Here is a 24,991-nt window from a genome sequence, read left to right as displayed (position 1 = left end):
GCAAGGTGGCGCTGGGCCTGAACTGGGACTGGAACAAGCTGAACGTGAACCTGCGTTCCACGCGCTACGGCAAGTATACGGTCATCGCAGACCTGCCGGCGCAGGACCGCAGTTTCGGCGCCAAATGGATCACCGACCTGGAGGTCAGCTACAAGGTCCTCGACAACGTGACCGTCGCGGCCGGCGCCAACAACCTGTTCAACGAGTATCCGGACAAGAACGGCACCTACAACGCCGCCCTTGGCAGCGGCCAGTTCCCCGGCACATCGCCGTTCGGGTTCACCGGCGGGTCCTGGTACGCCCGGGTTCAGTACACCTTCTGACGACCGCGACCGCGTAGGAGAGGCAAGCCGTGTATCTGGCCAGGAATCTGATGGTCGCCGCCGGTCTGACGGCGGCGCTTCTCGCAGCGCCTGCGCAGGCGGCCTCGCCGCCGGTGAAGGGCGAGATCCTGTTCGACACCTATGGCGTGCCGCACGTCTACGGGAAGGACGAGGCCTCGGTCTTCTACGGCTTCGGCTACGCCACGGCGCAGAACCACGGCGACGTGGTGGTGAAGCTGTACGGCCAAGCCCGCGGGCGCGCCGCCGAGTACTGGGGCCCGGCCGAGATCGAATCCGACAAGTGGGTGATCGCCAACGGCATCTATGAGCGGGCCAAGCAGTGGTACGCCCAGGAGCCGGCCAGCTTTCGCGCCAACCTCGACGCCTTTGCCGCCGGGATGAACGCCTACGCCAAGGCCCATCCCGAGAAGCTGGACAAGTCGGTGCTGCAGGTCTTCCCGATCAGCGGCGTCGATGTGATGGCCCACGCCCACCGGCTGATGAACTATGTCTACGTCGCGCCCCAGGCCAAGACGATGGGCGGCAACGACGCGGCGGGCTCCAACGCATGGGCGGTGATGCCCAAGAAGTCGGCCAGCGGGAACACCATGCTGCTGGCCAACCCGCACCTGCCGTGGGCGCCCAGCCAGCTCACCTATTTCGAGGCCGACCTGAACGGGCCGGGCTTCAAGATGTATGGCGCGACGCAGGTGGGCCTGCCGGTGCTGCGCTTCATGTTCAACGACCGGATGGGTTTCACCAACACGGTCAATGGCGCGCCCGGCGCGGTAAACTACGAGCTGAAGCTGGCCGACGGCGGGTATGTCTACGACGGCAAAGTGCTGCCGTTCACGACGCGGACGACGACGTTCAAGGTCAAGCAGCCGGACGGGTCGCTGAAGACCGAGACTCTCGAACTGCGCACCTCGGTCCACGGGCCGGTGTTCACGCGGATGGACGGCAAGACGGTGGCGGTGCGGGTGGCCGGCCTGGATCGTCCCGGCGGCGTTCGCCAGTACTGGGACATGGGCAAGGCCAAGAGCTTCGCCGAGTACCAGGCGATCATGAAGCGCCTGCAGGTGCCGTCCTTCAACATCGTCTACGGCGACAAGGAAGGGCATATCCAGTACCTCTGGAACGGCATCGTGCCCAAGCATGCGGACGGCAACGTCGCCAAGTGGGGCGGCCTGGCGCCGGGCGACAAGTCGGCCGACGTTTCCAACGAGGTGCACAGCTACGAGGACCTGCCGAAGGTCATCGACCCGCCCAGCGGCTACGTCCAGAACACCAACGACCCGCCCTGGGTGGCGACCTATCCGCAGGTGATCCAGGCCAAGGACTATCCTGCCTACCTGGCCAACAACGGCCCCATGTCGCTGCGCGCGCAGCAGTCGTCGCACCTGATGGCCGACCCGGCGAAGATCAGCTTCGACGACTTCGTGGCCCGCAAGCTGACCAGCCACGTGCTGATGACCGACCGGGTGCTGGACGAGCTGCTGGCCGCCGCGGCCAGCAGCACCGACCCCGACGTCACCGAGGCGGCCGCGGTGCTGAAGGCCTGGGACCGTACCGTCAACGCCGACGCCAAGGGGGCGCTGCTGTTCGAGGCGTGGGCGCGGAAGTTCGCCGGGCCGAACTACATCAGCGACGCCAACTACCGCGTGCGCTGGGATCCGGCGAAGCCGATCGACACGCCCGTGGGTCTGAAGGACCCCGCCGCCGCGGTGGCGATGCTGAAGGCCGCCGCTCAGGAGGCCAAGGCCAGCTACGGCGCGCTGGACCGGCCGTTCGGCGAGGTCTCGCGGTTCGCCCTGGGCAAGGTGGACCTGCCCGGCAACGGCGGTTTCGGCAACACGGGCGTCTTCCACGTGATCACCTGGAGCCCGCTGAAGGACGGCGTGCGCACGCCGGTCCACGGCGAGACATGGATGTCGATGGTGGAGTTCTCGACGCCCATCAAGGCGCTGGGCCTGATGAGCTACGGCAACTCGACCCAGCCTGGTTCGCCTCACCGGTCGGACCAACTGGAGCAACTGTCGAAGAAGACCTTCCGCACGCTCTGGACCACCCGCGCCGAGGTCGAGAAGCACGTCGAAGAACGCGTGGCCTACTGAGTTTGAGGAGATGAGGATGTCCGGACGCACGAAGCTGGCGATGCTCGCCGGGGCCGCGCTGATGCTCATGGCGGCCGCGCCGTCCGAGCCTGCCTTCGCGCCGGTGCAGCGCGAGCTGCTGGCCATGCCGGGTTCGCTCTCCAACGCCTGGGCGGACTTCGACAACGACGGCGATCTGGACCTTGCCGTCTCGCTCAAGAGCGGCGAAATCCGGCTCTATCGGAACGACAAGGGCGTACTGACCAGTGTGGGCGCGGTCATGGGCCTGCCGACCGGGGGCTATGAGTTCCGGGCGCTGGACTGGGGCGACTACGACGGCGACGGCTGGATCGACCTGATGGCCGGCGCCACCCAGCCCGAGAAGCTCAGCGCGGTCTTCCACAACATCGGCGGCAAGAAGTTCGTCGACGTGGCCGCCGACGTCGGCCTGACGCTGCCCGGCCGTTCGTCGCGCCAGAACAACTGGGTCGACTACGACAACGACGGCGACCTCGACCTCTACGCCACCAACCGGATGGGCCAGAACAAGCTGTTCCGCAACGACGGCGGCAAGTTCGTGCAGGTGTTCGCCGAGGGCGGGCCCACGGTGTTCCGCTCGACCGTGGGCGCCTGCTGGCTGGATTACGACAAGGACGGGGACCTGGACCTGTTCCTGGCCAACCAGTCGGGCAAGGCCGACAGCCTGTACCGCAACGACGGGACCGCCTTCGTCGACGTGGCGCCGCAACTGGGCATGGACCAGCCCGCCCGCGGGCCCGAGGACGGCGGCGTCGGCTGCGCGGTTGGCGACTACGACAACGACGGCAATCTGGACATCTTCGTCCCGAACTACGGCCACAACACCCTGTGGAAGGGCGACGGCAAGGGCGGCTTCGTCAATGTGGCCCAGGCCGCGGGCGTGGGCGTCGAGAACCACGCGGTGGGCGCGGCCTGGGGCGACTACGACAACGATGGCTTCCTGGACCTGTCGGTGATGTCCTACGAGGGGCCGCCCGGCCAGCAGACGCCGAAGGACGCCCTGTTCCACAACGAGGGCGGCAAGGGCTTCGTCAACGTCATCAAGGAAGGCGGCCAACTGGACGCCGGAGACCATGGCGTGACCTGGGTGGACTACGACAAGGACGGCGCGCTCGACCTCTCCGTGACCCGCGGCTACAGCCCGGTGGGCGGTCACTTCGTCTTCCGCAACCTGCTGCCCAAGGCGGCCGCGCGGCAGAGCCTGCAGGTCACGGTCCTCGACGCGAAGGGTCACTTCACGCAGCAAGGGGCCGAGGTCCGTGTCTACGGCGTAGGCGGCAAGCTGCTGGGCACGGGCCAGGTGTCGACCGGTGGCGGCTACGGAGCGCTCGGCGCGACCCCCGTCCATTTCGGCCTGCCGGGCGCCTCCAAGGTGACGGTGGAGGTGACGTTCATGAGCGCCGCAGGCCGCAAGGTGCAGAAGGTGGAGAACGTCGACCTGAAGGCCTATGCCGGCAAATCGCTGGTGGTGCGCCGCGCGTCGTGATCGGGCGTCTAGAGCTTTGATTTTGAGCGCGATCTCCTCGCCGAACCGGCCTCCAGTCCGCCGGATCGCGCTCTAGACTGACCCTAGGGCGAGCCACCTAGCGTGCTCCGCAAGGCAACATAAAGCCATGCGGGAGGACGACAGGATGGTGGATCTCACGAACGGTTCGGCCCTGGTGACCGGCGGAGCCGGCGGCTTCGGCAGCGCCACGGCGCGCCGATTGGCCCAGCGCGGCGCGAAGGTGGTCATCGCCGACGTGCATGAGGAGCGCGGACAAGCGCTGGCGAAGGAGCTCGGGAACGGCTCGGTCTTCGTGCACACCGACATCCTGGACGAGAATTCGATCGCCAATGCCGTGGCCACCGCGGTCGGACTGGCGCCCCTGCGCGCAGCGGTGGTGGTGCACGGCGGCCCGCCGGCGCCGGGCTCCTCCGGACCGCAGCGGACGGTGAACCGGGAGGGTAAGCGGCTGCCCTTGTCCCAGTTCGCCCACACCGTGAACATCTACCTCAACAGCGCCTTCGCGGTGACCAGTCAGGCGGCCGAGGCCATGGCCGCCAATGAACCCCAGGCGTCGAACCAGCGCGGCGTGGTCATCAACACCGCCTCCATCGCCGGCTACGAGGGCCAGCCGGGCCAGGCGGCCTATTCGGCGGCCAAGGGCGGCATCATCGGCATGACCCTGACCATCGCGCGCGACCTTGCGCCGCTGGGCATCCGGGCCGTAGCGATCGCCCCCGGCACCTTCCTGACCCTGGCCTATTCGTCGCGGATGACCGACGAGCAGGCGCAGGCGCATTGGGGGCCGATGGTGCCGAACCCGAAGCGGATGGGCGATCCCGACGAGTACGCCCTGCTGGCGGCGCAGATCGTCGAGAACGACTTCCTGAACGGCACGACGATCCGGCTCGACGGCGCCCAGCGGTTCTGACCATGGCCGAGAACCTGTTCGACCTGTCGGGCAAGGTCGCCCTCGTCACCGGGGGCAGCCGGGGCCTTGGCCTGCAGATGGTCCGCGCTTTCGCGCAGAACGGCGCCGACGTGATCGTCACCAGCCGAAAGCTGGAGGCCTGCGAAGCCGTCGCCGACGAGGTGCGCGCGCTTGGCCGGCGCGCGATGGCCTATGCGGCCCACGCGGCGAAGTGGGACGAGATCGACGGCCTGATCGAGGCGGTCTATGCCGAGTTCGGCCGCATCGACATCCTGGTGAACAACGCCGGCATGTCGCCCGCCGTCCCCAGCCACGAGGTGACCGAGAGCCTGTTCGACAGCGTGCTGGGCCTGAACTTCAAGGGGCCGTTCCGCCTGGCGAGCCAGGTCGCGCACCGGATGAAGCAGGCCGGCGGCGGCGCGATCATCAACGTCTCCTCGTCCGGCGCGCTCTATCCGTTGCCGGGCGTCATTCCGTACTCCGGCGCCAAGGCCGCGCTGAACGCCATGACGGTGTCCATGGCGCGGGAATACGGGCCCGAGGTCAGGGTCAACACGATCTCGGCCGGCCCGTTCCTGACCGACATCTCCAAGGCCTGGACGCCCGAGGCGCGGGAGCGGTCGAACAACGCGCTGGGCCGCCCCGGTCGTCCCGAAGAGATCGTCACCTCGGCGCTATACCTGGCCAGTCCTGCCTCGTCCTTCACCACCGGGGCCATCCTGCGCGTCGATGGCGGGCCGTAGGGCGGGGATCGCGCGCCGACGCGCATAACGCCTGTCTATGCGTGGCCGAATGTTCGATCTTGGTCACCGGGCGCGCCACGTCCCATGGTGCCGCCGGATGCGGCGCACGGGCGTCGCGGCCACCGTGATGGCGGGCGTGTCGGGAGGCTCCGATGGGACGTGCGGGTAGGCGGGTCGTGGCGGCCGCGGGGGTCGTTCTGGCGGCCTCGGTCGTCGCCGGAGATCGGGGGGCGGCGCAGGCGGCGGGACAGGTCGATCTGATCATCCGCGGCGGCCAGGTCTATGTGGGCGACCTTTCGGCGCCTTCGGTGGCCGACGTGGCCATCACTGGCGACAAGATCGTCTTCGTGGGCGACGCGGCCAAGGCGGGCCTGAAGGCGGCGAAGGTCATCGACGCCGCCGGCCGAATGGTCGCGCCAGGCTTCATCGACGCCCACACCCACGCGACCGGGGAACTCGCTTCCGACGACCCGAAGGCGCGCCTGCTTCTGCGCCAGCTCACCCAGGGCGTGACCACCAGCGTGATCGGCGTCGACGGCGCCGGCGAGCCCGAGATCGCCGACTACATGGCGAAGGCGAACGCCGCCGGCGTGGGTAACAATTTCGCGGCCTACGTGGGCTTCGGCGCGATCCGCGAACGCGTCCTGCAGAACGACGCCCGCGCCCCGACGCCGGCCGAGCTTGAGGTGATGAAGGGCCTCGCCCGCAAGGGGATGTGCGAGGGCGCCCTCGGCCTCTCGTCCGGCCTGTTCTATCCGCCCCAGAGCTTCGCCAAGACGGAAGAGGTGGTCGAGGTGGCCAAGGAGGCCGGGAGCCGCGGGGGACTCTACGACACCCACCAGCGCGACGAGGGCACGACCTCGATCGGCGTGGTGGCCTCCACCCGGGAGCAGATCCGCATCGGACGCGAGAGCGGGGCCACGCTGCACCTCGGCCACTTCAAGGTCTCTTCGGGCGCCAAGCCGGATGGCCAGTCGATGGCCGAGCTGGTGAAGATCGTCGAGGATGCGAGGGACGCTGGACAGAAGGTCACTTCCGACCAGTATCCGTGGTCGGCTTCCAACACTGGGCTGTCGGCCCTCGCCATCGCCCGCTGGGCCCAGGACGGCGGGCGGCAGGCCATGCTGAAGCGGTTCGACGATCCGGCCGACCTGGCGAAGATCAAGGCCGAAGCGCTGGTCTTCTACCGCGAGCGCGGCGGCGCGCAGAATGTTCTCATCAACAATGCGCCAGGACAGCCCGAGCTGGTCGGCAAGCGGGTGTCGGAGATCGCCAAGGCCTGGGGCGTCGACGAAGCCGAGGCGACGATCCGGATCCTGCGCAAGGGCAGCGCCAGCGTCGCGACCTTCGCGATCATGGAGCCTGACATACGCCTGCTGATGAAGCAGCCGTGGAACATGTTCTCCACCGACGGCAGCCCCACCGGCCACCCTCGCGGCCACGCGAGCTATCCGCGGCTCTACACGAAGTATGTCGTGGCGGAGAAGGTGATCACGCCGGTCGAGTTCGTGCACAAGTCGACGGGACTGGTGGCCGACACGCTGGGCCTCGAAGGCCGGGGCTATCTCAAGCCGGGCTACTTCGCCGACGTGGTCGTGATCGACCTGAAGACCTACCAGCCCAAGGCCGACTACGTTCATCCCACGCTGCTTTCGACCGGGGTCGAGACCGCCGTCGTCAACGGCAAGGTCGAGCTGGAGGGCGGCGCGCCCACGGGCGTGCTTGCCGGCCGCGGGCTTCCCCGCAAGACGCCGCCCGGCTGCGGCTGACCCGCCGAGGGGCGGCCGTCCCGACACGTCGCGCCTAGGCCCAAGCGCCGCCGGTGGAAACGCCGGCGGCGCAGCGTCTTCGGGACCCCGTCTCCGGTTATAGACGGCCGCTATGAGGCGCCGCCGGCTTGGCATTTTCCAGCCCCCGAACGGCCCGGTAATCGAGTTGCGGGCTCTCGTCCCCAGCCCTTCCGAGGGCGAATGCGGGCCGCTTCACAGGATTGCCGATGACCATCCCGGGACCGTACCTGCTCTATCTCGGAGACGCGCGAGACGAGATCTCGGTGAAGACGTCGCGCGGCGTGGCTGTGTTCCGCCCCGACCTCAGCCTCGGCGAATACCGCCGCACGTCGGACGCCGTTACGCTGGGCCTTCCGCAGATGAGCTTCGCCGCCGCCGCTTCCGCCGGCGCGAAGACCCTGATCCTCGGGGTGGCCAACGCCGGCGGCGTCCTGGGCGACGAGGCGGTGGAAGATGTCGTCGAGGCTCTTGAGGCCGGGCTGAACGTCGCCGCGGGGCTCCACGACCGACTTCAGGCGAACCCGAAAATCCGGGCGGCCGCCGATCGCACGGGACGACAACTCTTCGACGTCAGGGAGCCGCCGGCCAGCCTGCGCGTCGGCGCCGGCGTCCCGCGCGCCGGACGCAGGCTGCTGACGGTCGGGACGGATTGCTCGGTGGGCAAGATGTACACGACCCTCGCGCTCGCCAGGGCGCTCGCCGAGCGGGGCGTGCCGGCCGACTTTCGGGCCACGGGCCAGACCGGGATCCTCGTGGCCGGCGCCGGCATGCCGGTCGACGCGGTGGTCGCGGACTTCATATCGGGCTCGGTCGAGATGATCTCTCCCGCGCGCCACGACGGCGGTTGGGACCTGATCGAGGGGCAAGGGTCGCTGTTCCATCCGTCGTACGCGGGCGTGTCGCTGGGGTTGCTGCACGGCGCCCAGCCGGACGCCATCGTGCTCTGCCACGAGCCGGGCCGGGCCAGCATGCGCGGCCTGCCTGGGCGCGGCCTCCCGGAGCTGCAGGCCTGCCTCGACGCCAACCTCGCGGCGGCCCGGCTGACCAACCCGGATGTCATCGCGGTGGGCGTTGCGCTCAACACGTCCAAGCTCGACGCCGCCGCGGCGCGGGACGTCTGCGCCGCGACGAGCGAGGCGCTCGGCCTGCCATGCCAGGATCCCTTCAGCATGGGTGTAGACCTCATCATCGATCGGCTGAACGAATGCTTCGGACTCTCAACGCCTCAGGCGAACACTGGCCGCTGAAGACCCCGTTCCGCATTTCGCGGGGCGTGCGGACGGAGGCCGACCTCGTGGTGGTTGAGGTCGCGCAGGATGGCGTTGTGGGGCGAGGCGAGGGCGCGCCGATCCCGCGCTATGGCGACACCGTCGAGAGTTGCGTCGAGCAGGTCCAGGCGCTGGCGTCCCAGGTGTCGGCCGGGCTGAACCGCAGGGAGTTGCTCGAAGTCCTTCCCGCCGGCGCCGCGCGCAACGCTTTGGACTGCGCGCTTTGGGATCTGGAAGCGCGCCTGGTCGGCCGTACGGTGTCCGACCTGATCGGCCGCGCTGGCCGGGGGACCGTGACGACCGCCTTGACCGTCGGCCTGGGAACGCCGGACGAGATGGGCGCGGCGGCGGCCCGTCTCGCGGGGTATCCGCTCATCAAGGTCAAGGTGAACGCCGACGACCCGGCGGCCCAGATCGCCGCTGTGCGGGCGGCGGCGCCGCTCGCCGCCCTGATCGCCGACGCCAACGAGGCCTGGGACATGGACCTCGTGCGCGCCATGCAGCCCCACCTGGCCGAGGCCAGGGTCGCGCTTCTGGAGCAGCCGCTTCCGGCGGCCGAGGACGGCGCGCTGGCGGGCTTCCGTCCGTCGATACCCATCTGCGCGGATGAATCCTGCCATGTGGCGGGCGACGTCGCCGGCCTTGCCGACCGCTATCAGGCGGTGAACATCAAGCTCGACAAGACCGGAGGCCTGACGGCGGCGCTCGACCTCCTGGCCGCCGCGAGGGCGCAGGGTCTGATCGTGATGACGGGCTGCATGATCTGCACGTCTCTGTCCGTGGCGCCGGCGTTCCAGATCGCCGAGCAGGCGGACTTCGTGGATCTGGACGGTCCCATCTGGCTCCGGGAGGATCGGCCGGGCGGCGTGGCGCTATCCAACGGCGTCTTGACGGCGCCGCTCGGCGAGCTCTGGGGCGGCGTATCGTAGCGGGCGAACTCTTGCTCCGATTGTCTCGCTGTCGCTTGAGTTGTAGGAAAGTACACCCGATAGCGCTTGAGAAGATCGTTGCTTCGCCTGCGGGAGGCGTGTTTTCGATCGGAAAGTCTAGGTCGCCGAGACACTGGGCAGATTTCCGATTTCTTCTGTAGAACGGCCTTCGCAACTTGCAGCCACGCCGCGTGCGCGTTCATCTGATCGCTGGGGCCGCGTCGCTTCTGCCGCCCCCAGAGGGGTTGGGCGCATCATGATGAACCTGCGGCACATCGAGGTCTTCCATGCCGTCTATCTGAACGGCTCGGTGAGCGCGGCGGCCCGGGCCCTGAACGTGTCCCAGCCGTCGATCAGCAAGGTGCTGCGGCACGCGGAGATCAGGCTGGGTTTTCCGCTGTTCGAGCGCGCCAAAGGCAAGCTGACGGCCACGGAGGAGGCGCACGCCCTGTTCCGCGAAGTCGACGAGATCTACGACCGTGTCGGCTCGCTCCGACAGACGGCGAAGAACATCCGTCGCGGCGACGAGGGGCATATCCGCCTCGCGGTCCTGCCGGGCTTCGGTCTGGGTGTCGCGCCGAACGCGGTGGCCCGCTTCCGGGCGCAGCATCCGAACGTGAGCTTCGACATCCAGACGCTGCACCATGCCGACATTCTCCGGACGCTGCAGGAGCGCCATTGCGACCTCGCGATCGGCTACGAGGCGCCGCGGCACCCCAAGCTGGCGCACACGCAGATCGGCTCCGGCGAACTGGGCATTCTCTATCGCCGCCAGGACATGCCGGACGCGCCGGCGCGCCTGAAGCTCAGCGTCCTCGAAGGCCGGGAATTCGTCAGCTTGGCCCACAGCGGCCCCATGGGCACCCTGTTCAACAAGGAGGTCGCCCGACTGAACCTCGAGCTCATGGAGACGGTGACCATCAGCACGCTGTACGTGGCGGTGGCGCTGGTCCGCGAAGGCGTGGGCATGGCGGTGGTCGACGACTTCACGGCCCGGGCCTACCTGGACCCGGAACTGGAGTACCGGCCGCTGGATCCGCCGTTGAGGTTCGGGGTCCATTGCATCTACCTCGCCGACCGGCCGATCCCGCGCCTGATGCAGCCGTTCATCCGGGTGCTCTCGGCCCTGACGGGCGGCCAGCCGCCAGCCCAGGGGGCCGGCGCGCTTCGCCTGGTCGCGGGCGGCTAGCGGGCGCAGGGGGCGAAATAACCGAAGGCTATGGTCGGGCGAACAGTCGGTAGGGGCCGACGAAGAGCGTTTCGCACCATGCTCCGCGCCCTGGGGCGAGGCGCCGGCGCGGCCACCGGGTCCGCAGCAGCGCCGTATCCGTTCGCGCAGTGAGGACATCCATGGTTTCGCCGCAGCCGCCCGAGGCAGCTCCGCGCTCGATCGTGCAGCGCTACTGGTTCGACATTCCGCTTTGGAAAAGGATCATCCCGGCCCTGCTGCTCGGGATCGTGGTGGGCCTTGTGGCGGGGGAGGGCGCGACACAGCTCAAGTGGATCGGCGACGTCTTCGTCCGCCTGACCCGGATGCTGATCGTGCCGCTGGTGTTCCTGACCATCTCGGCAGGCGTCATCGGGCTCGGTGACCCGAAGCGGCTAGGATCTCTCGGCGCGCGGTCGATCGGCCTCTTCGTGTTCACCGCCGCCGTCGCCGCGACGGTCGGCCTGCTCCTCGGGCTCGTGCTGCACCCGGGCGTCGGGGTGAGCCTCAGCGGCGCGACGCCTCAGACCATCAAGGCCAGCAAGACGGTCGCCGAGCAACTGATGGGGATCATCCCGATCAATCCGGTCCAGGCGATGGTCGAGGGCGAGATGCTGGCGATCATCTTCTTCGCCATCGTCTTCGCCGCCGGGGTTCTCGTCCTGGGCGAGCGGGCGAAGCCGGTGGCGGACCTCCTTTCCGCCGCGTCCGAAGTGATGCTGACGCTGATCCGGTTCGTGATCGAGGCCGCGCCATTCGGCGTTTTCGGCCTCATCGCCGCCGCGGTGGGCGCCAACGGCCCCGGCGTCTTCGTGAACGTCTCGCTGCTGGCGTTCGGAACCCTGCTCGGGTGCCTCATCCAGACGCTCATCGTCCAGGCGGTCGTCGTCCGGCTGATCGCCAACCTGCCGGCGATCGCCTTCCTGCGCGGCGTGGTGGACGCCATGCTCGTGGCCTTCTCGACGTCCTCCAGCTCGGCCAGCCTGCCGGTCGAGATGGCGGTGGCGGAGCACAACCTCGGCATCCGCAAGCCGATCCTCTCCACGGTGCTTCCGGTGGGTGTCAGCATTGGCCGCGACGGGACGGCCATGTACGTCGCGCTGCTCTCCATGTTCGCGATCCAGGCCCTCGGCATCCCGGTGACCGGCCTCGACCTGGTGCTGGTGGTCGTGATCGCGACGCTGCTGGCCGTCAGCGCGCCGCCCGCCCCTTCGGCTGCGCTCTTCATGATGGCCGCCGTGCTGTCCGTGGTGGGCATCAGCGACGCGCAGTCGGCGCTGATCATCGGCTTCATCCTGCCGTTCGACCGCCTGCTCGACATGATGCGCACGGTGCCCAACGTCATCGGCAACCTCGCCAACGCCACCGTCATCGCGCGGTGGGCGAAGGAGATCGACGTCGAGCGCTTCCGCAGCACCCCCGTCGAGTAGCGCGGATAGCCGAGGGTTATGGAGCGCCGAAGCCTTGGAACGAGGCCGCCGCGGCCGGGCGTGACACTCTGACGACATCGCCTGGCAAGGCTCCGGAGCGGGCTGCAGAGGCGGAATGATGCGGCCACGCGCGGCGCATTTCCGCCCGCGCCGAGGCCAAGGGGACGGAAGCGCATCGAAGGCGGGCCGCGCTAGCAACGGGGGTTGGGTTCGTGTCGTCTGAAATTCTTGGGACGCGCAGCGTCCGGTCTCGGCTGGCCATGCTCATGTCGGCCAGCGCGCTGGCGCTCGGCGTCGCGGTGGAGGCGGCCGATGCGCAGACCGCCGAGAGCGTCGACGAGGTGGTCGTCACGGCCTCGCGGATCTCGCGCGGCGGCTTCGAGGCGCCGACGCCCACGACCGTATCCAGCCGGGAAGACATCCAGAAGACCGGCGCGGCCAACGTCGCCGACTACCTCAACACCCTGCCGGCCTTCTCCGGTGGCGTCACGCCGCAGCAGTCGGTGCGCAGCACCCAGAACGCCGGCGGCAACTTCCTGAACCTGCGTGGCATCGGCACCAATCGCACGCTGATTCTGGTGGACGGCCGTCGCCACGTGCCGACGGCGGCCAGCGGCCTGATCGACACCAACGTCGTCCCGTCGAGCCTCGTCGAACGCATCGAGGTGGTCACCGGCGGCGCCTCGGCCGCCTGGGGCTCCGACGCGGTCGCCGGCGTCGTGAACATCATCCTCAAAAAGGATCTCGAGGGTATCGAGCTCAATCTCGAAGGCGGTCAGACCAAGTACAAGGACGGCGAGAACTACAAGATCAGCTCCGCCTACGGACGCAGTTTCGCGGGCGGCAAGGGCCACATCACCGCTGCGCTCGAATATTCGAACAACGAGGGCCTGGACACCGACTCCAAGCGCGAGTGGGTGCAGCGTCGCTATGGCCTGGTGCTCAATCCGCTGTACGCGGTGGGCAATGGGCAGGACCGCCTGCTGATCGCCGACAATGTGGTGCTGTCGACGGCGGCGCTGGGCGGCCTCATCACCAGCGGGCCGCTGCGTGGCTTGCAGTTCCTGCCGAACGGCCAGACGCGGCAGTACCAGTACGGTACCTACGTCGGCACGACGGCGATGGTGGGGGGCGACGGGGTCAACATCGGGGCGGAACAGACCCCGCTCTCCACCCCGCTCAAGCAGGGCAGCGTCTACGCCCGGGCGACCTATGACCTCGCCGACAATCTCCAGGCCTTCCTGGAGGTGTCCTACGCCTATTCCAGGACGAAGTTCCCGTTGTCGGCGCACCGCGACCTGGCCGCGATCACCATTCGCCGCGACAACCCCTACCTCCCGGCCAGCGTCGTGGCGCTGATGACCGCCAACAACCTGCAGACGTTCACGATGGGCCGGCTCAGCCCCGACACCGGGATGAACATCACCGACAACAAGAACGGCACCGAGCGCTACATCGGCGGCTTCACCGGGAAGGTGTTCGGCGACTGGACCTGGAACGCGCACTACGAGCACGGCCAGACGCGCTACAGCAACCGTGTCTTCGAGAACCGGATCAACGCCAACTATACGCTCGCCATCGACGCCGTCCGGAACGCGGCGGGGCAGATCGTCTGCCGCTCCACCCTGACCGCGCCGACGAACGGCTGCGTGCCGATGAACATCTTCGGCGAGGGAAGCCCTTCCGCCGAGGCGCTGGCCTATGTCCGCGGGACCCAGGTTCTGCTCGCCCACGTCAAGGAGGACGCTGCCGCCGCGAACATCGAGGGCGAGCCCTTCGAGAACTGGGCCGGCAAGGTCTCGCTGGCCGCGGGGATCGAATGGCGGCGTGAGGCCGTCGACCAGGAGGTGGATCCGCTGTCGCTCGCCAGCGCCTTCGCCATCGGCAATCCCAAGCCTCTCAACGGCTCGTTCAACGTGACCGAGGGCTACGTCGAGACCGTGGTCCCCCTGCTCAAGGACGCGCCGCTCGCCAAGTCGCTGGACTTCAATGGCGCGGTGCGCGTCACGCACTATTCCACCAGCGGCACGGTCACCTCGTGGAAGGCCGGCCTGACCTACGACGTGACGGACGACCTGCGCCTGCGCGTCACGCGCTCGCGCGACATCCGGGCCCCCAACATCGGCGAACTCTATTCGTCGTACGTGCTCACGTTCTCGCAGGTGAACGATCCGGTGAAGGGGACGAACCTGCGCGTCGGCGCGCCGTCGCAGGGCAACACCGACCTGGTCCCGGAACGGGCGGACACCACCACGTTCGGGGTCGTCTACCAGCCGGGCTGGGCTCCCGGGCTGCGCGCCTCGGTCGACTTCTACGACATCCAGGTGAAGGACGTGATCTCCACGGTCAGCGCCCAGGAAATCCTCAACCGCTGTTTCGCCGGCAATGCGGACCTCTGCGCCTTCATCGAGCGTGACGCGGCCGGGGTCGTGCAGACCGTCACGCGCAAGCAGGTGAACCTGGCGGAGCTCGCCACGTCGGGCGTCGATTTCGAGCTGAGCTACGCCCGCGACGTTTCCGACTTCGTGCCGTCGTGGCAGGGCCGCGCCAGCCTGCGGGTCCTCGCCACCTACGTCCGAGAGATGATCACCGACGACGGCATCGTTCGGCTCGACCGGGCGGGCGACGCCACGGACCCCCACTGGAAGGGGCAGGTGACCGGCTCTTACGATTACGGGCGCCTGTCGACCTACCTCCAGGCCCAGTACATCGGCGGCGGCGCCTACGATGGGACCTACGGCGAGTTCGACATCAACGACAACTCGGTCCCCAGCCAGTTCCTGCTGCACGCCTCGGCCGCCTACACGGTCCTGGACGAGCCCGGCAAGCGCGTCCAGGTCTTCGCGACCGTGCGGAACCTGCTGGACCAGAAGCCGCCGCCCTATCCGACCAGCGGCGCGCTCAACGCGATCACGCTCACGACGTTCAATCTGGCGGGCCGTGAGTACAAGGCCGGCGTCCGGATGAAGTTCTGACGGCGGTCGCCGTGGGCTCCGCGCCGTAGCGCCTTTCACCGCCCTCGCGCCCGGTCGCAGGCCGATTGCGCCAAGGCTCGGGGTGGTCCACCACCCCGTTATGGAATTCGCAGCCGTCATCCTCGTCGGCGGGGCGTCGTCCCGCATGGGGCGGGACAAGGCCGCGCTGGACTGGAACGGGCAGGGCGCGGTCGCGCGGCTGGCCGACGTCTCGCGTCGCCTGGGCGCAGGGATCGTGATCACCGCGGGCCGCGGTGACTTCGGCCTGCCCGGGGTGGACGATCCGGAGTCCGGTGGCGGGCCGGTCGCCGGCATCGTGGCGGGGCTCGGCGCGGCGCGGGCCGCCGGTTTCGCGCGGGCTCTGGTCATGGCGGTGGATGCGGCGACGGTGACGCGTAGTGACCTCTCGCCGATCCTTGGCGCGAGCGCGCCTGGCGCGGCCTACGAAGGCCTCAACCTGCCGTTCGTCATCGATGCGCCGGACAGCCCGCCCGGCGCCGGGGCGGGATGGTCCGTGCGGCGCTTTATCGCCGAGGCGGGTCTCGCGCGCCTGCCCGTCCCGCTCGGGGCGGCCGAACGCCTGCGGGGAGCCAACACTCCGGAAGAGCGCGAACGGCTGCTGGCGGCCCTCACGGCGCGGGAAGCCGACAAGGACCGTGGGTTGTCGTGAGGGCGGCCCAGCGCTCGCGGCCGCAGACGGGACGGCGGGCCGAGGTTGTTTTCGCGAGCGGAAAGGATGCGCTAAAGGTGCGGGACGCCACACAACGGTGCGCGGGACGAGGTCGAAGTGGCGCGGGCCCGCTTGTTGAATCGCCAAGACATAGCCGCAAATCGTTGAATAAAAAGTCACATCTTCTCAGCGTCGCGCCCATGATGGACTGGACGGATTATTTAGTGAAAGCAGCAGCTTACCGCGTGACGGGTGCAAAATTTGCACACTTTCGTTCGTGTAAGTTCGCGTAGAATTTCGGGTTTGTTCGTGCTCAATGGGTAGTTCCAGAACTGGACCGACTGGAGAATTCGGTTCGAAGATCGGGTATCTTCGGCAGGCCGCGGCTCCGCATCTGAGCTTCCCGAGCGGTAAGATTTTTCGTTTCGCAGGCGGCTGTTTTTCGAAACTTCCCGATCGGTAAGATTAAGCCTTGCTGCAGTCGGCTGATCGCGATATCTTCCCGATCGGTAAGATATGCTGACGCCCATCACCTCAGCGGCCGACTTCGGCGCCGCCCTGACGCGGGCCCGTAAGGGCCTGGGTCTCACACAGCGCGAACTCGCCCTCGCGGTGGGCGTGGGCGAGCGGTTCATCGTCGAACTCGAGGCCGGCAAGCCAACGGCGCAGCTGGGCAAGGCCCTGGCGGCCGCCCGGGCGGCGGGGATGAGCCTGGCCGATACCACGGAGGTCGTGATCGCCCGGCCGCCGCCGCCGAGTCGATGAGTCTGCCCCTCCTCGCGGATGGGCGGCTCGTGGCCACGGTCGAGACGACCGGGGAGGGCCCGCACCTGCGTTACGACGCGGCCTGGCTCGCGGCGCCCGACGCGTTTCGGATCTCGCTGACTATGCCGCTGACCGTGGCCGAGCACGGGCCCGATGTCGCGGTCCCTTGGCTCATGAACCTCCTGCCGGAGGGCGAACCCTTGCGGGCCATGACCCGGGCCCTTGGCGTGGCCCGCGAGGACATCCTGGGCCTCATCGCCGAGCTGGGCCGCGACCTCGCCGGCGCGCTGACCATCGGTGCGCCGCGTGCGGGCGAGTCGCCCGGGTTTGTGCCGCTCGCCCGGCACGAAGACCTTGAGCGGATCATCGAGGAGCTGCCGGCCAAGCCGTTCCTGGTTGGCGAGGACGGCGTCTCCATGAGCCTGGCCGGCGCGCAGGAGAAGCTGCCGCTGGCGCGGCAGGACGGCGGCCTGGGCATCCCGATCAACGGCGCCCCCTCCACGGTGATCCTGAAGCCCGACAATCCTCGCTTGGCCGGCAGCGTCCAGAACGAGGCGCTCTGCATGGTGCTGGCCCGCCGCTGTGGGCTGCCGGTCGCCCCGGTGACGACTGGCGTTGCGGGCAAGCGGGCCTACCTGCTCGTCGACCGCTACGATCGGGCGGTGGACGGCGGCCAGGTCTTGCGCCTGCACCAGGAGGATTTCTGCCAGGCGCTCGGCCGTCCGCCCGCGGCCAAGTATGAGCACAACCGCTCCGGGGTGAAGGGGCCGTCCCTCGCAGAGATGTTCGGGCTGGTGCGCGTCCATATGACGGCGCGCGAGACCACGCGCCTGCTCGACGCGGTGATCTTCAACATCGCCATCGGCAACGTCGATTCACACGCCAAGAACTACTCGGTGCTCCTCGGTCCGGGTCGCCCGACGCTCGCACCGCTCTACGACCTGATGTCCGGCCTGGCGTGGACCAACATCACGCAGAATCACGCCCAGGATATCGGCGGCCAGCAGCGTGGGCGCCACATCTACGCCCGCCATTGGCGGCGAATGGCAGAGGCGGCCGGGCTCGCGGGGCCGGCCACCGTGCGCCGCGTGATCCAGGTGGCCGAACGCGTCGCGGCCGAGTTGCCCGCGGCGTCGGCGGAGGTGGCGGCCATGCCGGCCGGTGGGGCCATGCTCGAGCGGATCGTCGGCGAGATCGGCGCCCGCGCGGCCCTGGTCGCCGCTCATGCCCGGGAGGAGGGCGACGATGCGGTCGAGCAGACGCCGGAGCCGGCGACCGGCGACAGCGCCTATCCGGCATGATCCGGCGGGGCGCTGGGTAGCGCGACCGTTCAGTCCGGCCCCCGCTGATCCAGAACTGGACTGACCGTGAAAATTTACACCTGTCTTCGATGTTCGCGGCGCCAGCCGCTGCGAGCGGCAGGTGGGTCGATCGCTCCGGCTTCCAGTCCGAAATACGTATGCAACCTTCGCACACGGGTGCGCCGACCGCCGCGCCAGAGGCAAGGATATTCTCCGCGAAGAATGCGGACATTTGCGCGCCTTATCTCCGCAAATGTCGGCGCCGGACTGCTTGCAGAGAGAGCCGCCGTCGCGCTTCGCTCCGGCTTCGTTCAGGGCGGGCTCGGTTTGGCCTCGACAAGGTGGCGGGATCACGGCTGTCGATCCGGCCATGCATGGCGAGCCCAGATCCCCCCGGCGACGCCTCCGGCGCTTTCGGCGCCGGGGGCTGCGTTGGGAAGCGGTGGTGCTAGGCTCGGGGCATGTCGATTCCGCCGCCCATCGACCCCCGCCTGCTGGCCGCCGAGATCGAGGCCAGCGTCGCCGAGTTCAATCGCCTGGCCGCCTTGGCGATCTCGCTGCAAATCCGTGTGGTGGCGGAGGTGGTCGAGCAGGCCATGCCCGGAACGCCGCCGCGGCCGGTGCTGGCGGTGCAGGTCATCGCGCCGCTGTAGCGGGGGGAGCCGGGGGGCTGTTGCGCCGTCCGCCAACACCGCCCATCTGATCCAACGGGACGAGCTGCCGCGGGCTCGATGGGCCTAGCCCGCCGGACGAAATTCCCCTTTCGTTCCGGCGCTGCTAGACTGAGGAGGTGAGCGCGCCGGTCCGCAAGATCATCCACGTGGACATGGACGCGTTCTACGCGTCGGTGGAGCAGCGGGACGATCCGACCTTGCGCGGTCGCCCGGTGGCCGTCGGACACGGCGCGCGGCGCGGCGTGGTGGCTGCCGCGAGCTACGAGGCGCGGGCGTTCGGGGTGCGTTCGGCGCTGCCGTCGGTGACCGCGCTGCGGAGATGCCCGGAGCTGATCTTCGTGCCGCCGCGGTTCGAGGTGTATCGGGCGGTCTCGGCTCAGATCCACGCGATCTTCGGCGCGTTCGCGGACTTGATCGAGCCGCTCGCGCTCGACGAGGCCTACCTCGACGTGACCGCCGACAAGGCAGGGCTGGAGACCGCCTGGCTGACCGCCAAGGCGATCCGGGCGCGGATCCTGGAGGACACCGGCCTGACCGCCTCGGCGGGGGTGTCCTACAACAAGTTCCTGGCCAAGCTGGCTTCGGGACGGCGCAAGCCGAACGGGCAGTTCGCGATCCAGCCCCACGAAGGCGAGGGCTTCGTCGAGGGGCTCCCGGTCGCCAAGTTCCACGGTGTGGGTCCAGCGACCGCGGCCAAGATGCGGCGCCTGGGGATAGAAACCGGCGCCGACCTGAAGGCCTGGTCGCTCGGGGACCTGCAGGCGCGGTTCGGGAAGTCGGGGACGTGGTACTTCGGGATCGCCCGCGGCGTCGACGAGCGGCCGGTCAACCCGAACCGGGTGCGCAAGTCCTCGGGGTCCGAGACGACCTTCGACGAGGATCTGACGGACCCTGAGCGGATCAGGGCCGGGGTGCTCGAGATGGCCGACGACGTCTGGGGCTGGTGCGAGAAGACCGGCCGGCGTGGCCGGACCGTCACGGTGAAGGTGAAGTGGGCGGACTTCCAGAACACCACCCGGAGCCGCACCCTGGCGCAGCTGGTGCAGACCCGCGAGCAGCTGCAGGCGGCGAGCCTCGCCCTGGTCGACACGGTGCTGCCGGCGCCGAAGGGGATCCGGCTGGTCGGCGTGACCCTGTCCGGCTTCCCCGGTGCGGAGGATACTGGCGGGCGGGAATCACTCCTGCTGCCGGAGCCGGACGCGGCTTGAACCAAGACCCGACCCGACCCGAGGGCGTCGACCTGGAGGCCCTGGCCGAGCTGCTGGCGGCCAGCGGCCAGTACCGGGTCCTGCGGCGGCTCGGCCCGCACGCGGCGCAGGCGGCGGAGGCGGGCGAGACCGTCCGGCAGGGGCTGATGGTCGACGTGGAGACGACCGGGCTCGATCCCGTCCGGGACGAGATCATCGAGCTGGCGATGACGCCCTTCAGCTACACGACGACGGGCCGCGTGCTGTCGGTGGGGGAGTCGTTCCAGGGCCTGCGGGAGCCGTCGCGGCCGATCCCGCCGGAGATCACCGCCCTGACCGGGATCGACGACGCCCTGGTGGCGGGCCGGACGATCGATCCGGCGGAAGTGTCCGCCTTCGCCGCGCCGGCGGCGCTGGTCGTGGCGCACAACGCGGCCTTCGACCGGAAATTCCTCGAGCGGTTCTGCGAGGTGTTCACCACCAAGGCCTGGGCCTGCTCGATGAGCCAGGTGGATTGGAAGGCGGAGGGCTACGAAGGAACCAAGCTTGCCTACCTCGCCGCCGGCTGCGGCTTCTTCCACGACGGGCACCGGGCGGTCCACGACTGCCTCGCGGCGGTGGAGATCCTGGCCCGCACCCATCCCGGCAGCGGCCGGACCGGACTAGCGCAGCTGCTGGAGCAGGCGCGTACGCCTTCGGTGCGGATCTGGGCGGAAAACTCGCCGTTCGAGCTGAAGGATGTGCTGAAGTCGCGCGGCTACCGGTGGAACGCCGACGGGGTCGGCGGGCCGCGGGCCTGGTACGTGGACGTCGCGGAGACGGCGCGGGACGCCGAGCTCGCCTTCCTGCAGGCGGAGATCTACCGGGGCGAGATCGACCTCGCGACCCGGCGGATCGACGCCTACGACCGGTTCTCCGAGCGCTGTTGAGCGGCGCGATCGTCGGGCAGGACGCCCGCGACCGGATCGCCCAGGCGGATCGTTCCGGCGCGCAGGACGCGGGCCGTCAGGCCGCCCCGGCCGCGCAGGGCGTTGTAGCCGCCGGTCCCGAGGACCTCCTCCATCCGCGAGCACGGGTGGCATTCGCCGGTGACTTCGAGCAGGGCGGCCATGGCGGGATCGTGGCCGATGAGGAGGTGGCGGCCCTTGAGGGCCTGCAGGTTCAGGCCCTCGGTGACGAGATTGCGGCGGACAAGGTCCGGCGGAAGGGAAGGCTCGCCCCGTCCCAGGAAAGTGGCCACCGCGTCGAGGTCCTCGCGGGCGATGATCGTTACCTGGCGCTTGCCGCCGATGCGGCCGCCGTAGCGGTCGCCGAGGAGACCGTCCTCGGGCGAGACCTTCGCCGCGTCCACGGCCTCGATGGGGCCGCGGCGCTCGGCGCGCAGGCCGATCCAGGCGAGGCGACCCGGGCGCATGGGGGCGTCCAGCAGGCGCTGCAGGTTCGAGGAGGAGTTGAAGGCGGGCATGGGGCGATGAGGTAGGCGCGATATGCGGCTGGGCAAGTCCGGGGAGGGGAAGGCCTTCCCCTGCGGTCTCGCCCGCCCCCTTCCAGCGGGGGCGGCGCCCCCGCAACGCCCCCGCTCTGCAGGGCGTCGGCGCGATCTGATGCGCCGGGTCAGAGCCAGTCCGCGACGCCGCCGTGGTGGGAGCAGGTTCCGCGTCGGTGATGGCTGAAGCTGTAGGACCCGTCCCGGCATCGCGCCGAGGCGCCGGGCGGGGCGCTGGGCGTGAACACCGGGCTCGAGACCTCATGGCCGTCCACGTCCGTATACCCGTCGCTGGTCCCGCCGGTGGCGGCAGGCACATCCAAGGCTTCGCTGGCGGTCTGTCCACCGCCGCTGTCTTCGCCGCTTGTGGCCGTCGACGCGGGCTCCGCCTCGGCGACGGCCTCGACCTCTGCGGCGGAGGTCGAGGCGGGCGCGCTGGGCGTCGCCCCGTCGCCCGCTAGATCGGCGAAGCGGCTGGAGGCCGACGCTTGTACGGAGGGCGCCGGAGCCTCGGCGCTGCAGCGGCCCGCCAGGAACGCGACAAGCGCGACCGCCACGAGCGTCCCGCATCCGGCGCGGGGCGCGGCGCTCATCGCGCGGAGGCGGCGCTGGGTATGGCGCCCGCCGGCGTCGCGTCAGGTCCCGCTTGCACGCTTGCCCTCCCCACAACCGCGTGGGCGCAGATGCTCAGATTGTCGCGCCCCGCGCAACGCGCAGGGGTTGTGGGCGGGACCTCGCTGGTGTCAGCCCTTCACGGGCTTGGCGCCCGGGGAGCCGCACTTGGCGAACTTGCCCTTGGCGTCCTTGCAGACCTGCTTGGCGGCGGGTTTGGGCGCCTTGCACTTCTCGGCGGCGACGAACTTGCCGCCGTCGCGGCACTTGCCGGCGGCGTCGAGGGCGGGGGCTGCGCTGGCGTTCGCCGCAAAGACGAGGGCGGCAGCGAGGGTGAGGGCCCGAAGCATGGTAGCTTGTTCTCCGCATGAGATGCGGCGAATGATGCCTCCAATCCCCGCATCCGTCGCGCCGATTTTCGCATCGGCCCCGACGCGTGCTCGCCGTCGGGCTCCCCGTCATCGAGTCATTCGTCGAGGCAGCCCGCATGGAGCCGGTTCGCTTCCTCCGGGTGGCGCGGCGGCGGGTCGCGCAGGCGGGACGCGTCGGTGACAGCCAGGCGTCCGCGACGCCCGCTCACGGACGCCGCCGAGGGCGCGTTGGGCGAGCGGGGCCGGTCCGGTGGGACCGCCGGGGCGCCCGACCTGGATCGTCGGCTCGCCCGGGACATAGCCTATGCGGCGCGGCCTTCGACGACGATGTAGCGGCCGCGGGTCGGGCGCGGTGGCTTAGTTTTGGCGGTCGCCGCGATCGCCCTGGCCCTTCTTCGCCGCCGTCTTGGAATGCTGGCGCTGGTCGGCCGCCGACGACTTGCCGACGTCGGTCTGGTCCTTGGTGAAGTGGCCCTGATCGTCGCGGCGCACGTAGCGCTTGTCGTTGCCGGTGTCGACCAGCTCGCGGTTCGCCATGATCGTCTCTCCTGACGCTGCTGTGGGATATCTAACCCGCGGGATTCGCAGCCGTTCCCGCGACGGCGACAGGGGCGAGCGCCCGGGCCCTCGCGTCGCACCTCCGCCGCTGGCTTGTCGTCGCGCAGGCCCCGGAAGCTGGCGTGGCGGATTTTGCCGCTCGCGGTCCACTCCCGGAATTCGGCGCGCGCCACCAGGTCCGGCTTCACCCAGTGGACGGGCGCGCGCGGCGAACCGCCGGCGGCGAAGGGGCTGGACGGGGTCTCGAGGGCCTTCAGGCGCTTGAGAAGATCCGGCGCTGCGGAGAAACCCCGTTCGAGCGTGCCGACATAGGTCAGGCCGCTGGCCTCGTGCACGCCGACGAGCACTCCTTTGAAATGGCGGCCAGCCTCATGTTCGTAGCCGCCGATCACGAACTCCTGGCCTTGGATGCAGAGGCTCTTGACCCCGGCGTCGCTGGCGGGCCTGATCGCCGCCCACTCCTATTGTGTTCCCCGGAGCTGTTCTACGAGACGATGTCGCCGGAGCCCAAGGCCTCCGCGCGCGGCTCGACGCCCGCGCGGTCGCGAAAGGCGGTGACCGGGCCGGCCGCCTGGTCTAGGCCGGGTCGTGGCAGCAGACGCAGAGCTTGTGGCCGTCCGGGTCGCGGACATAGGCGCCGAAAAAGTGCGGGTGGTACTGCGGGCGCAGGCCGGGCGGGCCTTCGCAAGCCGCCCCTGCGGCGAGGGCCGCCGCGTGGAAGTCAGCAACCGCCGCCCGGTCCGGAGCGAGCAGGGCGACCATATCGCCGTTTCCGGGCGTCGCGGGCCGACCGTCGTAGGGTACGCCGATCACGAAGAGCGGGCGGCCCGATGAGGGCGGCTGCCAAGCGGCGCGGGGGAGCGCCGCGTCCACGAACCGGAGACGCCAGCCTAGGCGAACGAGGAGGGGGTCGTAGAATGCGAGGGCGCGGGGGAAGTCCCGCACGCCGAGGTGCACATGTGAGATCATGGAGCTTTCTCGTCGTGGCGAAGGCGGGGGCGGATGGCTCAACTGGTGACCGGCCGCCGACGCAGGGCAGCGCCGGCGAGCCCGAAACCCGCGACCAACAGCGTCCAGGTCCCGGGTTCCGGGACCCCCGCGGACGGGGAGGCCGCCAGGCGCAGCGTCTCCGTCTGGGCGGCGTCCACATGCGGCTCATAGCCTAGGAACAGCAGCGAAAGCCGCACGCCGCCGGCGGTGAAGGTCGAGCCTTCGTCGGCGATCAGCCCGTCGACCACGCCGGTGGCGCTGTGGGTGGCGCCCTCGATCGGCCCGGCGATGCCGGAGAAGCTCGAGAGCAGACGCACGCCCTGGGACTGGCCGCGAAAGCCGACGGAGATCGTGTCGGGCCCCACCGTCAGGGTCACCACGCCCGCGAGCTGATTGCTGACCCCGCCGATGCCGCCGCGGATATGTTGCTTGAACACGTCGAAGCTCTGGCTGAAGCCGCCGCCGACGGCCACGGGACCGCTGAAGACGTCGAGCGCGTACGCGCCGTCGTCGTCGTCGCCCGTAATCTGGATCCGCCCGTCGAAGGTCTGCCCGAGCAGACTGGCGGCCCGGGCGGCCGGTGCGACAAGCGCTAACGCGGCGGCCAGTGTCGCGACGGCCGCCTGGTGTCCACGAACCATCTGTAATGTCCCCTGCGCACGACGGGCGAGAGCCGCCCGCGACCCTCGCCGTCCGGCGGGGTTTCCAGACGCCAGCATCGGCAGGCCGCCGTCGCCGGGGCAGGGGCGGATCGGACAAAATCCAGGGCAGTCAGGACATCGGCGCGGCGCTCGCCACCCGACGGCGGCCGGGAAGGGGAACGATCAGATCGCCGCGATCGCGTGTTCGATCGGCCGTTAAGCCGAGCGCCTTGCCCGCCGTCCGCGCCGCCCAGACGTCACCGCGCGGACGGCGGAGAGGGCCGGATCGGACATGAGTTGGGCCGGTCCGGACCGTTTCGCCGCAAGGTTCGGCTTCGGCCGCTCGACGGCCGCCGGTCGCCATGGCCATCGGGCTCGACGACCGGGGGCCGCGGCACGTGACCGGCCCGGACCGGAGCCGCGTCGTCCGTCAAGCTGGCTGCGCGGCGGCCGCCAGCTCAGCGGCGCGCCGCCGCGCGCGGGCCTCGGCGCTGTTGGTGAGCGCCCAGCGCATGCCGTGGG

At 69.7% G+C, this 24,991-nt stretch carries 22 protein-coding genes and 2 pseudogenes; 17 read left to right on the top strand and 7 right to left on the bottom strand.

Annotated elements, in window-relative coordinates:
* The 17 genes and pseudogenes from Q0L11_RS17135 to Q0L11_RS17055 form a co-directional block, all read left to right on the top strand.
* Positions 1-323 (top strand): annotated as a pseudogene (locus tag Q0L11_RS17135) (TonB-dependent receptor); the annotation flags it as partial.
* Positions 324-352: 29 nt separating this feature from the next.
* Complete coding sequence (locus Q0L11_RS17130; protein WP_296598828.1) at positions 353-2,437, top strand: penicillin acylase family protein; 2,085 nt, start codon at positions 353-355, stop codon at positions 2,435-2,437.
* Between the two features lie 16 nt (positions 2,438-2,453).
* Complete coding sequence (locus Q0L11_RS17125) at positions 2,454-3,941, top strand: CRTAC1 family protein (protein ID WP_296598827.1); 1,488 nt, start codon at positions 2,454-2,456, stop codon at positions 3,939-3,941.
* A 145-nt stretch (positions 3,942-4,086) separates the two neighbouring features.
* On the top strand, positions 4,087-4,872 hold the full coding sequence (locus Q0L11_RS17120) for an SDR family NAD(P)-dependent oxidoreductase (protein WP_296598825.1): 786 nt from the start codon (positions 4,087-4,089) through the stop codon (positions 4,870-4,872).
* A 2-nt stretch (positions 4,873-4,874) separates the two neighbouring features.
* On the top strand, positions 4,875-5,615 hold the full coding sequence (locus Q0L11_RS17115; protein ID WP_296598824.1) for an SDR family NAD(P)-dependent oxidoreductase: 741 nt from the start codon (positions 4,875-4,877) through the stop codon (positions 5,613-5,615).
* A 152-nt stretch (positions 5,616-5,767) separates the two neighbouring features.
* Positions 5,768-7,384 carry an amidohydrolase family protein gene (locus tag Q0L11_RS17110; RefSeq protein WP_296598823.1) on the top strand — a complete coding sequence of 539 codons (1,617 nt, stop codon included), beginning with the start codon at positions 5,768-5,770 and terminating at the stop codon, positions 7,382-7,384.
* Positions 7,385-7,611: 227 nt separating this feature from the next.
* Positions 7,612-8,652: an N-acetyltransferase DgcN gene (dgcN, locus tag Q0L11_RS17105; RefSeq protein ID WP_296598822.1), complete on the top strand. Its 1,041-nt coding sequence runs from the start codon at positions 7,612-7,614 to the stop codon at positions 8,650-8,652.
* Complete coding sequence (gene dgcA, locus Q0L11_RS17100; RefSeq protein WP_296598820.1) at positions 8,610-9,602, top strand: N-acetyl-D-Glu racemase DgcA; 993 nt, start codon at positions 8,610-8,612, stop codon at positions 9,600-9,602. The genes dgcN and dgcA overlap by 43 nt, the downstream gene beginning before the upstream one ends.
* Before the next feature lie 259 nt (positions 9,603-9,861).
* Entirely contained in the window at positions 9,862-10,791 is a 930-nt protein-coding gene (locus Q0L11_RS17095; protein ID WP_296598819.1) for a LysR family transcriptional regulator, read from the top strand.
* A gap of 161 nt (positions 10,792-10,952) precedes the next feature.
* A complete protein-coding gene (locus tag Q0L11_RS17090) occupies positions 10,953-12,239 on the top strand; it encodes a dicarboxylate/amino acid:cation symporter (protein WP_296598818.1) in 1,287 nt (428 codons plus the stop codon).
* 266 nt (positions 12,240-12,505) lie between these two features.
* Complete coding sequence (locus tag Q0L11_RS17085) at positions 12,506-15,214, top strand: TonB-dependent receptor (protein ID WP_296598817.1); 2,709 nt, start codon at positions 12,506-12,508, stop codon at positions 15,212-15,214.
* Positions 15,215-15,314: 100 nt separating this feature from the next.
* Positions 15,315-15,884, top strand: coding sequence for an NTP transferase domain-containing protein (locus Q0L11_RS17080; protein ID WP_296598816.1), 570 nt, complete (start codon positions 15,315-15,317; stop codon positions 15,882-15,884).
* Positions 15,885-16,400: 516 nt separating this feature from the next.
* Entirely contained in the window at positions 16,401-16,649 is a 249-nt protein-coding gene (locus Q0L11_RS17075; protein WP_296598815.1) for a helix-turn-helix domain-containing protein, read from the top strand.
* Positions 16,646-17,950: a type II toxin-antitoxin system HipA family toxin gene (locus Q0L11_RS17070; protein ID WP_296598813.1), complete on the top strand. Its 1,305-nt coding sequence runs from the start codon at positions 16,646-16,648 to the stop codon at positions 17,948-17,950. The genes Q0L11_RS17075 and Q0L11_RS17070 overlap by 4 nt, the downstream gene beginning before the upstream one ends.
* Positions 17,951-18,411: 461 nt before the next feature.
* On the top strand, positions 18,412-18,603 hold the full coding sequence (locus tag Q0L11_RS17065; RefSeq protein ID WP_296598811.1) for a hypothetical protein: 192 nt from the start codon (positions 18,412-18,414) through the stop codon (positions 18,601-18,603).
* 137 nt (positions 18,604-18,740) lie between these two features.
* On the top strand, positions 18,741-19,832 hold the full coding sequence (gene dinB, locus Q0L11_RS17060) for a DNA polymerase IV (RefSeq protein ID WP_296598810.1): 1,092 nt from the start codon (positions 18,741-18,743) through the stop codon (positions 19,830-19,832).
* Positions 19,829-20,740, top strand: a complete 912-nt coding sequence (locus tag Q0L11_RS17055) for a 3'-5' exonuclease (RefSeq protein WP_296598809.1) — start codon at positions 19,829-19,831, stop codon at positions 20,738-20,740. Before dinB ends, Q0L11_RS17055 begins: the two co-directional genes overlap by 4 nt.
* On the opposite strand, the gene Q0L11_RS17050 is transcribed toward Q0L11_RS17055, so the two are convergent.
* The 7 genes and pseudogenes from Q0L11_RS17050 to Q0L11_RS17025 form a co-directional block, all read right to left on the bottom strand.
* On the bottom strand, positions 20,713-21,276 hold the full coding sequence (locus tag Q0L11_RS17050) for an MOSC domain-containing protein (protein ID WP_296598807.1): 564 nt from the start codon (positions 21,274-21,276) through the stop codon (positions 20,713-20,715). The genes Q0L11_RS17055 and Q0L11_RS17050 overlap by 28 nt on opposite strands.
* 149 nt (positions 21,277-21,425) lie before the next feature.
* The gene (locus Q0L11_RS17045; RefSeq protein ID WP_296598805.1) at positions 21,426-21,854 is read right to left on the bottom strand and encodes a DUF3761 domain-containing protein; all 429 of its coding nucleotides are present in this window, start codon (positions 21,852-21,854) and stop codon (positions 21,426-21,428) included.
* A gap of 186 nt (positions 21,855-22,040) precedes the next feature.
* Entirely contained in the window at positions 22,041-22,259 is a 219-nt protein-coding gene (locus Q0L11_RS17040; RefSeq protein WP_296598803.1) for a hypothetical protein, read from the bottom strand.
* Positions 22,260-22,637: 378 nt separating this feature from the next.
* Positions 22,638-22,817 (bottom strand): hypothetical protein, encoded by a 180-nt coding sequence (locus Q0L11_RS17035; protein WP_296598801.1) that lies wholly within the window; start codon positions 22,815-22,817, stop codon positions 22,638-22,640.
* A gap of 125 nt (positions 22,818-22,942) precedes the next feature.
* A pseudogene (locus Q0L11_RS24700) lies at positions 22,943-23,230 on the bottom strand (DNA ligase); the annotation flags it as partial.
* Positions 23,231-23,414: 184 nt separating this feature from the next.
* The gene (locus tag Q0L11_RS17030) at positions 23,415-23,807 is read right to left on the bottom strand and encodes a VOC family protein (protein WP_296598800.1); all 393 of its coding nucleotides are present in this window, start codon (positions 23,805-23,807) and stop codon (positions 23,415-23,417) included.
* 38 nt (positions 23,808-23,845) lie between these two features.
* Positions 23,846-24,469: a PEPxxWA-CTERM sorting domain-containing protein gene (locus tag Q0L11_RS17025; protein ID WP_296598798.1), complete on the bottom strand. Its 624-nt coding sequence runs from the start codon at positions 24,467-24,469 to the stop codon at positions 23,846-23,848.
* Positions 24,470-24,991 lie beyond the last annotated feature (522 nt).

This window comes from Phenylobacterium sp., assembly GCF_024508875.1.
Lineage (GTDB): Bacteria > Pseudomonadota > Alphaproteobacteria > Caulobacterales > Caulobacteraceae > Phenylobacterium.
Note: the sequence above shows the minus strand (reverse complement) of the source record. Positions and strands in the feature narration are given on the sequence as shown.